6 protein-coding genes and 1 pseudogene are annotated in these 10971 nt (G+C 25.9%); 6 read left to right on the top strand and 1 reads right to left on the bottom strand.

Going from position 1 to position 10971, the window contains the following annotated elements; all coding sequences use genetic code 11:
• The 6 genes from AJ885_RS03720 to AJ885_RS03685 all read left to right on the top strand — a co-directional run.
• Positions 1-2453, top strand: a 2453-nt coding sequence (locus tag AJ885_RS03720; protein WP_410002262.1) for a type VI secretion system Vgr family protein, incomplete at its 5' end; no start/stop codon positions are given.
• A gap of 13 nt (positions 2454-2466) precedes the next feature.
• Entirely contained in the window at positions 2467-3297 is an 831-nt protein-coding gene (locus AJ885_RS10450) for a hypothetical protein (protein WP_243834146.1), read from the top strand.
• 428 nt (positions 3298-3725) lie between these two features.
• Positions 3726-6329, top strand: coding sequence for a hypothetical protein (locus AJ885_RS10625; RefSeq protein WP_250538296.1), 2604 nt, complete (start codon positions 3726-3728; stop codon positions 6327-6329).
• On the top strand, positions 6322-7578 hold the full coding sequence (locus AJ885_RS03695; RefSeq protein WP_044779575.1) for a hypothetical protein: 1257 nt from the start codon (positions 6322-6324) through the stop codon (positions 7576-7578). Before AJ885_RS10625 ends, AJ885_RS03695 begins: the two co-directional genes overlap by 8 nt.
• Positions 7578-8855 (top strand): hypothetical protein, encoded by a 1278-nt coding sequence (locus AJ885_RS03690; protein WP_070280759.1) that lies wholly within the window; start codon positions 7578-7580, stop codon positions 8853-8855. Before AJ885_RS03695 ends, AJ885_RS03690 begins: the two co-directional genes overlap by 1 nt.
• A gap of 1033 nt (positions 8856-9888) precedes the next feature.
• Positions 9889-10230: a hypothetical protein gene (locus AJ885_RS03685; RefSeq protein ID WP_141081630.1), complete on the top strand. Its 342-nt coding sequence runs from the start codon at positions 9889-9891 to the stop codon at positions 10228-10230.
• 50 nt (positions 10231-10280) lie between these two features.
• Here the strand turns inward: AJ885_RS03685 and AJ885_RS10890 are convergent.
• A pseudogene (locus tag AJ885_RS10890) lies at positions 10281-10971 on the bottom strand (tyrosine-type recombinase/integrase); the annotation flags it as partial.

Here is a 10971-nt window from a genome sequence, read left to right as displayed (position 1 = left end):
ATATATCAAATTCTACTTCAAATCCCCTACCCTTTAAAATCACTAAAGCCATTATCAAAGAAAGTCTTGAAGAACTTTTTTCTATAGAATGTGAAGGTTTTTTTGAAAGTTTAGATGAAAGCTTATTTAATCTAAGTCAAGATTTTAATTTTCATCCTAATGTTTTAATCGATCAAGAAGCTATTTTAAGTATCCATAATCCTTATGAGAATAATACCTTAAACTTTGATAACAATGAAGTAAAAAACTATAAGGGAATTATCACTTATATAAAATATCTAGGTATTAATCATGAAAGTGCTTTAAATATTAATGATAGCACTTCAAATACTAAGCAAATAAAATACAAGCATTTTTTTTCTTTTAAGCTTCAATCAGTCTTGATAAGACTTTCTTTAAATAAAGCCAATCGTATTTATACTCATACTAATATTATAGAAGTGATTAAACAAACCCTTGGTTTTTATCAAGATATCTTACATAAAGAAATTGATTATTCTAATATACATTTTAATTATGAAGAACAAGAACTCATCTCTCAATACAATGAAAGTGATTTAGACTTTATTACAAGATTAAGCCATAATAATGGAATCTTTTTTTATGAAGATGAGAACACTATTTATTTTTGTGATGTGTATAAAAATGTAAAAAATAAAGAAATTGAGTATAATCCTAATATTAATAATATTTTAAATCAAGCTTGTATTTCTTCTATTTATAAAGAGCAAAGCTTAAGAACTAATTCTTTTACACATTCTAGTATTAATGCCAATACTCCTTTAAATCTTTTATCTTTACACTCTAGTAAAGTTCCTTATGAACAAGAACTTAATAACAAAGCTTATTATAATGAACATTTTTATGAGAGTGAATATTCTTTTACAAAAAGCATTGATTTAAAGACTAAGCCTTCTCTTAAAGAAAAAAGAGCCTTAGTATTAAATGAAAGCTTACTAGCAAAAAGTAATATTTATCATCTTAGCTTAGGAGATTTTATCACTTTAAATTATAAGGAGTTTAATCATCAAGAAGAAATAAAAAATCAAGATGAAGAAAAACAAGATAAAGCTTCTTTGCTTAAAGACTTTATTATTATTGCTAATACTCAAATCTTAATTGATGATGCCATCTTAGCTAATTCTATTAATACTAATGATCATTTAAATTTAAAAGATTTAAATTTAAGTAAATCTTATTCTAATACTTTAACTTTATTAAAAAAGAATATTATCTTTACTCCAAGTTTTAAAGCTAAACCTAAAGCTCCTAATGGCACTCAAGGTATTGTTATAGGAGAGAGTAAGGATATAGAAAGTGAGAGAAATACTATTTATACTGATGAGCATGGAAGGGTTAAGGTAAGGATTAATCTTTATGCTAATCAAGAAGAATTAGATAATGATACTTTTATTGCAAATGATATAGATACAAATTCTTCTAATTTATCAAGCAATACTTATAAATCTTATCATCACACTCCTTTTTTAAGAGTAGCTTCTAGTATAGCAAGTAATCATTCAGGTTTTTTTCATACTCCAAGAATAGGAGATGAAGTGATTATTTCTTTTTTAGATGATGATATAGATAAACCTTATGTAAGTGGAAGTTTGTATAATGGGGCTAATCCAAGTTTAGTAAATCTTCCTTTTAATGATCACCAAACTTCTCTTTCTTCTAAAACCATAGGTGTTAATGAAGAAGGTTATAATGAACTTACCCTCTCAAATATAAAAGATAAAGAACAAATTTATTTAAAAGCCCAAAAGGATTATGATGAATTAGTCCAGCATAATTTCACTCAAAGAATCTTAAATGATAAAGATTCTATAGTGGATGGAATTTATAATGAAAGGATTAAAAAGATTCATACTCAAACCATAGACTTAGCTAAAAATGTCAATGTAGGAGGAGAATACTTAACTAATGTAGGCTTATCTAAAGATACCATAGTAGGATTAAGCAATACCTTAAATGTAGGAGTAGATAATAAAGTAAGAGTGGCTAAAAACTCTCATGAGTTTGTAGGAGAAAACAAAGATATAGAAATAGGTGCTAATCAAAATACTATTATCCATAAGGATGAGATAAGAAATGTGAAGGGGAATAAAAAGGAAGTGGTTGAGGGGCATTATGATATTAATGTCAGTGATAAAATGCAAGTGTTAAGCGAGAAAGAGATGGATTATAAAAGCAAAGATAATATTCTTTTTACAAGTAATGAATCCATAGGATTTGAAAGTGATAAAAATACAAGCATGGTAGCTGATAATATCACAACTTATGCAAAAACTATTCATGAGTTAAAAGCCGATAGCGAGGCGACTATACAGGTAGGAGAAACAATTATTAATGCAAAACCTGATTGTGTTATCATTAAAGCAGGTGGAGTTGAAGTAACTATAGACTCTAATGGACTTGTGGTTAGAGGTGGAGAACTTAAAGCAGAGTAATAAAGGATAAACAATGAATAAACCCTTCTACAAACTTAAAAAATTTTATATACCTTGTATTATATTTATCATAATACTTGCTGTGCTTGCAAGATTACTTTATTCTCCTTTATATACGATTTATTGGGAAACAAATCATCGCTTTGAAAAAGAACAAGAATTTAGAAATTTTGAAAAAATAACTTTAAACCCAAGTCCTAAAGACATGATTAAAATTATAGATGACCATCAACCTAAACTAGAAGATTTTAAAGATTTAAATGAAAAAATGCAAAAGGCTATTTTTGATTTTAAGGTAGCTAAATTATTTGGATTTGAAGATAAATATTACCAAGCTTCTCTTCAAAATTACGCTAATACATTTTACTTTTTAGTTGGTGGTGAACAAATTTTTTTTCGCTATCTTAATTTCATAAGTGATTTAAACTCAAATGAAAAACAAAAATATCTAAACTTAAGAGCATCAACTAGAGATTTAAAAAGACAAATTTTTGAAGAAGAATTTAAATTTATAAAACATTACGAAGAATTTTATGATTACTTAGAGGGTGTAGGTTATTTGGATAAGGGAACAGAATATAAAAATGCAGCAATTTATTTAAAAATATCAATTCCGAGCTCTTTTTTACTTCGCAATAATCAATTGTGCTCTTTTGAAAATAGAAACTTAATGTTTAATCAAATAAAGAGAAATTATACTATATTTATTAACTTAGATCCAGATGGCTCAAAACTTTTTGACAAAACATTAAAAGAAAATTTGAGAAATTATCGTAAAGATATATCACCTTTTCTAGAAGATACAATAAATAAAATTCAAAAGGCTTTAGATGAATGTAAATGAAAACAATACCACTATTAATATTAAAGAAAATATAAAAGAAGCTTTAAGAAAAAGGCAAGAAATTGTAGAAAATGGTAAAAGGATAAGATAAATGTCGCTTTATAAAGAATGTGAAGTTTGTAAAGGAAAAATCAATAAATTGCAAAATATTTGGAATATATTCTCAGGCAAATTAGAAATAAAATGTAAAAATTGCAAAAGTAAATATGGAGTTTCTAGTAAAGTTATAGATTGGGTGTATAGTATTTTTTGTGAAAACTTATTACTCTTTCCACCAATTGTATTTTTAAATTTCATATATTTAGGTAGATATTTTTCAAAATATGGATTATTTGAAATGATATGTTATTTATCAATAATCATTCTTTTTAGTAGAAAACTAATAAATATTATTTTACTTCTTCTTTGCAAATTAAAAAGGCTAGAAAATGACAAATAAAGGATTAATGGAACATCTTAAGGATATTAAAGATGGTATTGTAGATTGTTATATAGGACTTTATGATTTTGGAGATTTTTTAGCTAGAATTTCAGGTTTTAGAGATTGGCAAGAAAAAAGTGTTATTTTAGATGATTTTCATAAAAGGCAGACACTAGAAGAATTAGACTTTTTAAAAGATATTATTAAAAATGAAACTTCTAGAAATATTATACTAGAATATTTAATAAAAGATGTCAATGAAAGGCCTTTGTATTATTTAGCACCATCAGGAATTTTTACAACAATTAAAAAAATAACCAAAACAAAAAAACTATTCATAATAAACATAACTTCTCTAGGAGGAAAAGCAACATCCACCGCCCACTCTCTCTACCCATACTACAAAAACATACAAAATTCCTTTACTCCTTTATGTTCTATAGATAATAAAAATAGTAATTTGTTAAAAGAATTTAATTTTGATAGTTTTTCTTGTAATTTTTATAATAATAATATTTTCAATCAAAGTCTTAAGCATTTAAATAATATACAAAATGAAAAAGAATATATCAATGAGTATAAAATATTTTTAGAAAATCTTAATTATTTTAGTCAAGAATATAATAATTATAAGCTTGTATCTATACAAGCAATCAATAATTTAAAAATAGCCTATATACAAAAACTATCTTTAGAAAATATCAACAATATCAACATCGATTCAAAACCCTATCTATTAAAAGCTTTATATTTTTGTGAAGATTATGTTTTATATGATAAAGATAAGCAAGCTTTATTTGATGAAAACACAATAAAAGAATTAGAATTTAACTCTAGTTTTTATACTATCTTTATCTCTCATAAAAACAAACTAAATGATACTTATTTAAATACAAGAAAAGAACTTTATAAAAGTATTGATGAATTTAAAAAACTTGGATTTGAAGATTTAGAAAATGCTTATCAAACTTATATTAATTCTTTGATTGTAAATAAAGAAATAAATAGTAAAGACGAAACAATAAATAAAAATAAAAACAAAGAAATAAATAAAAATTTAAATCAAGATGAAAATTCAAATCAAGAAAGTGATACAAAAGAAAATACAAGTAGCACAAAAGAACAAGATTTTTATCTTTTATCTTCCCACTCTAAAAACCTAAACCATTTCATCTTAGAAAATAAAGACAAAAATAAAAAAATTATCTTTTTAAATAATGCTTCATCGATGTCAAATTTAATCCATATTTATGATAATCATTGTGATGTGTTTATTAAAAATGAATCTTTACTTGACATTAAAAGAATAGAAAAAGAATATAATATTAAATTTAAAGAATTTAATACAAGGGTATTTTTTTACGAAAAACTTCTTTTAGGTGCAAAAGAAAATAATGAGTTTTCATTTGAAGATAAAGAAGAAAATTTGCTTTATTATTTTAAATACGATAAAGAGGATTTAAATTCTCTAGGGGATTTGAATATAAAATATAACAATCATAATGCAAAGATTAAAAATTATTCTTTATTAGAAGAAAGTTTAAATATTAAACTAGAACCCAAAGAGCTTAAAAAAGAAATTGCTTACAACAATACAAGTTTTAACAAAATTTCAAAAGAACCCTTAAATGAATCCTCATCCGGTGCTAAAGAACCTTGCTTTATCACTTTATATTTAAAAGATGAACACAATAAACCCATTGCTAATGCTAAAATCATTATCAAAGGTTTTAAACATGATGAAGCTTTAAGAGTAGTTAATCTAAAAAGACGCAGTGATGAAAAAGGTAAGATAAGATTTGATAAAGAAAAGTATTTTAGCGATTGTTATAGCTTTAAAGTAAAGCTTGATGAAAGTGAAGCTTATTTTCCTACTCCTTTACAAAATGCTAAAAGGATATTTAATAATTATACTGAACATAAAATCGGACTCATACTTAAATTTAGGGCCAAAGATCATTTAGTTTATGATGGATTTAATCTTTATCATTATAAAGGAAATGAATTAATTAATTCTTATATGGCAAGAAGTGGTACTGCTAAGGCAGATAATGAAAAAAGAAGTAAAAAGCAAATTGCAAATTATTTTTACCAAGATGAAAAAGATACAAGTAAAGGTAAAAAAGCTTATTTTTATTATGATGATGAAAGTATTAAAGATAGATTTGGCACTTTGCCTGAAGGAGAATATTATTTAAAGATTAATGAAATAGCTAAAGATACTAACCCTAGCTTTTTAAAAGATTATCCCTTTGAAATAGGAAAAACTTGGGGAAAATGTTGTGTAAGATTATATACCAATAAAGAATGTTCTAAAACTTTTAAAGAAGTAAAAATAAAAGAAAGTAATGAAAAAGAAAACAAAACAAGCAAAAAAGATAAAAAAGAGCAAAGCATAATAAAAGATAATCTATATCTTTATAGCATCAATGAAAAGGGAGAGTTTGGCAGTAGTGGTAGCATAGGTATGGCACAAGCACAGTTATTAGAGGATTTAAGTAAGCAGGTTGAGTTTGTGCGGAGTGAGGGGGAAAATATAATCTCACTCAAAGTGGCTTACCCTGAAAAAATAGATAATAAAATTATATTTGTAGGAAAAGTTTATGAATAAAACACTAATATTTCATGAAAATTCCCATATTGATTTAAATGCTTCTTTTGCACCAGGGACTTATATAGAATTGCAATTAGAAAAAGAAAGCGATAAAACGCTAAATTGGAGTTATGTAGAGTGCAATAGTGAGAAAAAAATGCGATATTTGTTGGATGCTGATTGTCGTTCTATTGAGGCTAAAGATCTTAAATTTATAGCGAGTTTTAAAGGTAATATTTGTGGATTTCATTTACCTATAAGTAGAGATAATGAACCAATAAAAGATATAAAAGATTATAAATATTACATCATAGTCTTTGCTTATGATAAAAAAAAGGCTATACCTAGTTTAGAAGATTTTCATATAGTTATAGATATGAGCTTTAGAGTAGGAGTTGGAAGGGATGAGGATGTAAAAGAAAGCAAACTAAGGAATGATTTTAATAGTGATATAATTCAAACAAATTGTATTTTTAGTGTTCTTGAGGCTGTAGAGTTTTTAAAAGCTTGCCAAAGTTTTAAAGAAAAAGCAAAAGAAACAAATAATTATGAATTTTTTAAAAATTATCCCCAACTTGCAGGAAAAATTGCTTATATTTATTATAGATTTGATTTAGCTAATGAAAAATTTATTAAAAGTGTAAGTGATGGAGATAAGTATTTAAAAGAAAGAGAGAAATTTGTTAAAGTTGCTTCAGATATTTATATTAAAAACCCTATTTATAAAATGGGCTTTGAGAAAAAACTTCAAAATGAAGTTGTTGATATCAACATTATAGAAGATTTTTTAAAGGACTTTGCTAAAAGACTAGGGATAGATGAAAAAGTTTTACCTGTAATTAGCAGCAATGCTAGCGGATTGAATTTAGGGAGTTATAATAAATTTGCCCATATATTAAATTTAAATTTAAATATCAATTTTTTAAATTTTATTGATACTATTATTCATGAATTTAGACACTTTTATATTTACCGCATAAAAAATAATTCTGAAAATAGCATAGAAAAATTTATTTATTGTAATATGAAAGATTTTTATATAGAAATAAGTTATTATGCTATCTTTGACAATTATGATAAAAAATGCTTGATTTATGATAATGAAGATGAAACAAAGAAGTGTTTAAAAAATCGCACATATTATGGAAGTTGGAAATTTTTAAATCCCAAATTAGATCTCTTGCCAAGTCCTTTATACTATGTTCAGCCAAGTGAGTTAGATTCTAGGATTGTGGCATATTATTTCAGAAAGGAAATTAAATTATAATGACTCCACCACCTTTACCAGATGTAGAAAAACATAAAGATTTCTTACAAACCAGAAAAGAACCTTATGCTATTTATTTAGCCATAAATACAAACATAAAAAGTTATAATAATATTTGTCCTAGCGAGCAATATTTTTGGAAATTTAATGATATGAATGAGCTTGAATACTATAATCCAAAATTTGGCATATATCTTGGTAAAATTGTTTTTGATAAAAAAGGCAACAAACTCATCCCAAAATACATACCCGCTAAATTTGAAAATTTAGAAGAAGAAGTTAAAAAGATAAAAAATCCCTTATGGCTTGCCAATAAAAATCCTAATTATATTAAACCTAAATTTTATGATGGTATGGATGGGGGTTATTATTTTGAAAGTCCAAATAATTTAGAGTATCAATGTAAAATAGAAAAAGACACTCAAATTTTAAGCCAAGAACAAATCATTTCCTATGTGAAAGAACTTTATAGTAAAAACACAATGATAATAAAAAATTATATTGATGCAATCAATAAAAACCATGGCATAAAACCTTTCGTATTTAGTGATGAAATTTATGATCAATTAGGAGAAGTTGGCATTCTTACAAAAGAACAAGCTAATAATTTTAAAGATAAAAGTTATATTAAAAAAAATCCAATATTGCTTGCTATGCTTGATTATTTAGCAAAACAAAATAAAAAAGATGAAGATTATTTAATCACTTTTGATGATGAGTATTTTTATGCTGATTTGGTTTGGAGCTTAAAAGATTTCTTATTAGAGCTTTCTTACGGTTTGTTTCAAGATGAAACCAAGCTTCTTTTTAATCCTGCAGCTTATATGGATGACACAAAAATAGATTATAAAAATTTAAACGAAGAAATAAATAAGCGTTATGAAAAAATATTGCTTGATATGGGATTTGAAGGAGAAAATGGTTATTTTAATGATTATTATGATTATGGCTTTGGCAATAATGGTATTTTTAAATTTAACATATATGATTATTTTGCTTATGATGAAATAGGAGTGCAACCAATTCAACAAAGCCCATATGTTTCTCCTAGAAGCCCTTTTTATAGCCCTAATTTTGTCTATTCTGATGGAAATTATCACGGAGATGCAAAGCTTATCCCTTCTGCTTTAGGAAAGTATTATTTTGAGCTTTCCTATCAGAAAGGAGTTTATATAGAACTTTTACGCCCTTATTATCCAAGCATAAAAGATTTACCAGAAGGTTGGGACAATAAAATGCTAGAAAAAGCTAATTTAAATAAATATGAGCATCCGTGAACAAACCCTTCTACAAACTTAAAAGATTTTATATACCTTGTGGTGTGCTTATAGCTTTGATTATTTTTATAAGCTTAACTTATCATTTTTTACAACGACCTTTAGAGCTTATCTTTTGGGATAGATATGATATATCAAAATTATCTATTAATAACGAAGAGAAAAATTTTAAAACAATGAAAACTGTGAATTACTCCTACTTTCGCTAACGCTTAGAAGTAGGAGGTTCCTAACTAAAGCCAAGTATTCTTAGCTAGCTCGAAAGGCTTCTTGTTTATAGCTTACACCTAAATTTTCATATAAAATATTAAAACTTATACAAAAATCTTTCATAAATTGTTTCAGAAGTTAAAGAGTTTGTTTGGTAAATTACATTAAGGGTTTAAGCCGCAGGCTGACCCCCTACGGCTAAATTGTGAAACCCCTGAAAGGAGGTACATAAAACTCATTCTAGTGGTTATTATACTGCTTTGTTTATTTATAGTCAAGACATATTAACCAAGCTCAATTTTTGGGGCAACTGGAGTGGGTTACCTGCGGTATCAAACAAACTTTTAACTAAGCTTCTCTCCTTCTATTGAATTTCTATATTTTTTTATATTTTCAATATTTGCACCAAATAAAAATGAAGGTGCAAAAAACAAAGTGCTAAAGAATAACAAGTAAAATCTTTTCATGGACTGTTTTAAGAAGTTAAAGAGTTTGTTTTTGGTATAATTGCATAAGGGTTAATGCCAAAGGGGCGGCAACCCCTTTAGCATTCAATCACGCCCAAAAAGGAGGTGATACAGAATGTTAAACAAAATTATAGTAATAATTATACTACTTTGTATAATTATAGTCAAGTGTTATTAACACTTGTTTTCCCTTTTTTAAAGGGGGCTATAATTTTCCCTTTGGCTTACCAAACAAACTTTTAACTAAGCTTCTCTCCTTCTATTGAATTTCTATATTTGAAAAATTTTATTTTTTAAAAAGTATATGTTTTTTGTATTATTAATTTTTCAAGTATATTCTTTTGGTTATTTTAACTATAAATCACAGTCCTCTTGAGTTTTTTGAAAATAAAGAAAATAGAGAAAAACTCATAAAAACCCTAATAATACACTTAAATTCTTATTTAGAGGCTGAAAGTAATCTACAAAAAATCAAGATTTTAGTCAAAATATATCAAAATTTACAAAAATGTAGCCGAACTCCTGATCTTATTGACATAGAAGAACTTGAATTTAACAAAGAAGACATTTTCGAAGAATTATTTTATGCTTTAGGCGGTTTAGGAGGTATGTATTCCGTAGAAATAATACAATCAAGAATTGCAAATTTCATCAAAATACTTGGCGGAGAACCTAAACTTTTATTAGAACAATTTTAAACACATAGACTTCTTCTTGAAGTCTATGCAAATACTCAATTTTAGAAAAATTAATTATTCAATAACGCAGCTTTTATTGTATCATTTGTTGCTTTGGCATATATAGCAGTAGTATTTAGTTTTGCATGTCTTAGAATTCCACAAGGTTTGTTCCTTTGGCTGTTAATCTCATGGCTAAAGTGTGTCTAAGCAAATGAAGTCCTTTTTTGCTGATCAAAGCTTTAGCGTAAATATTATTTACAATCAAAAAAGCATTGCTTCTATTTAAATGTTTTCCTGTGCTAGTTTGCATTATGTAATCACTATCTTGGATATTTTCTTTAAAATATTCAAGCTCATCATCTACTTCTTCTTTTTTAATAAATGCAAATTGTTCTTTACCGCCCTTGCCTATTATGGATATTTTTAATATTTCATCATCAACCTCTTCAAAATCACAAAGTTTTACATTTAAAGCTTCAGAAATTCTAAGTCCTCCATAAAGCATAAGTTTTTTCTAAAACTATTGTAAACTTCTTTTTTTGCTTTTTCTTTCTCTAAAACATTATTTAGCCTTATAATTTCATTTTCATTAAGATAATTTAATTTTCTTCTGATTTTTCTGTTCTAAATCTAATTTTCTTCATATCAAAGGAAAAAACAAACAAATCATCATTATTATCGCTTATAAAAGAAAAAAAGCTAGTTAATACTCTCAAATAAGTTATTTTTGTTTTTTTTGATAGTTTATTGCCATTTTTT

The sequence above is a fragment of the Campylobacter sp. BCW_6464 genome (genome assembly GCF_001762775.1).
In the GTDB taxonomy this organism is placed as follows: domain Bacteria; phylum Campylobacterota; class Campylobacteria; order Campylobacterales; family Campylobacteraceae; genus Campylobacter_D; species Campylobacter_D jejuni.
Note: the sequence above shows the minus strand (reverse complement) of the source record. Positions and strands in the feature narration are given on the sequence as shown.

Coding starts and splice junctions, on each gene's coding strand:
- AJ885_RS10625 (WP_250538296.1), top strand. CDS start 3,726: ATGACAAATAAAGGATTAATGGAACATCTTAAGGATATTAAAGATGGT.
- AJ885_RS10450 (WP_243834146.1), top strand. CDS start 2,467: ATGAATAAACCCTTCTACAAACTTAAAAAATTTTATATACCTTGTATT.
- AJ885_RS03695 (WP_044779575.1), top strand. CDS start 6,322: ATGAATAAAACACTAATATTTCATGAAAATTCCCATATTGATTTAAAT.
- AJ885_RS03690 (WP_070280759.1), top strand. CDS start 7,578: ATGACTCCACCACCTTTACCAGATGTAGAAAAACATAAAGATTTCTTA.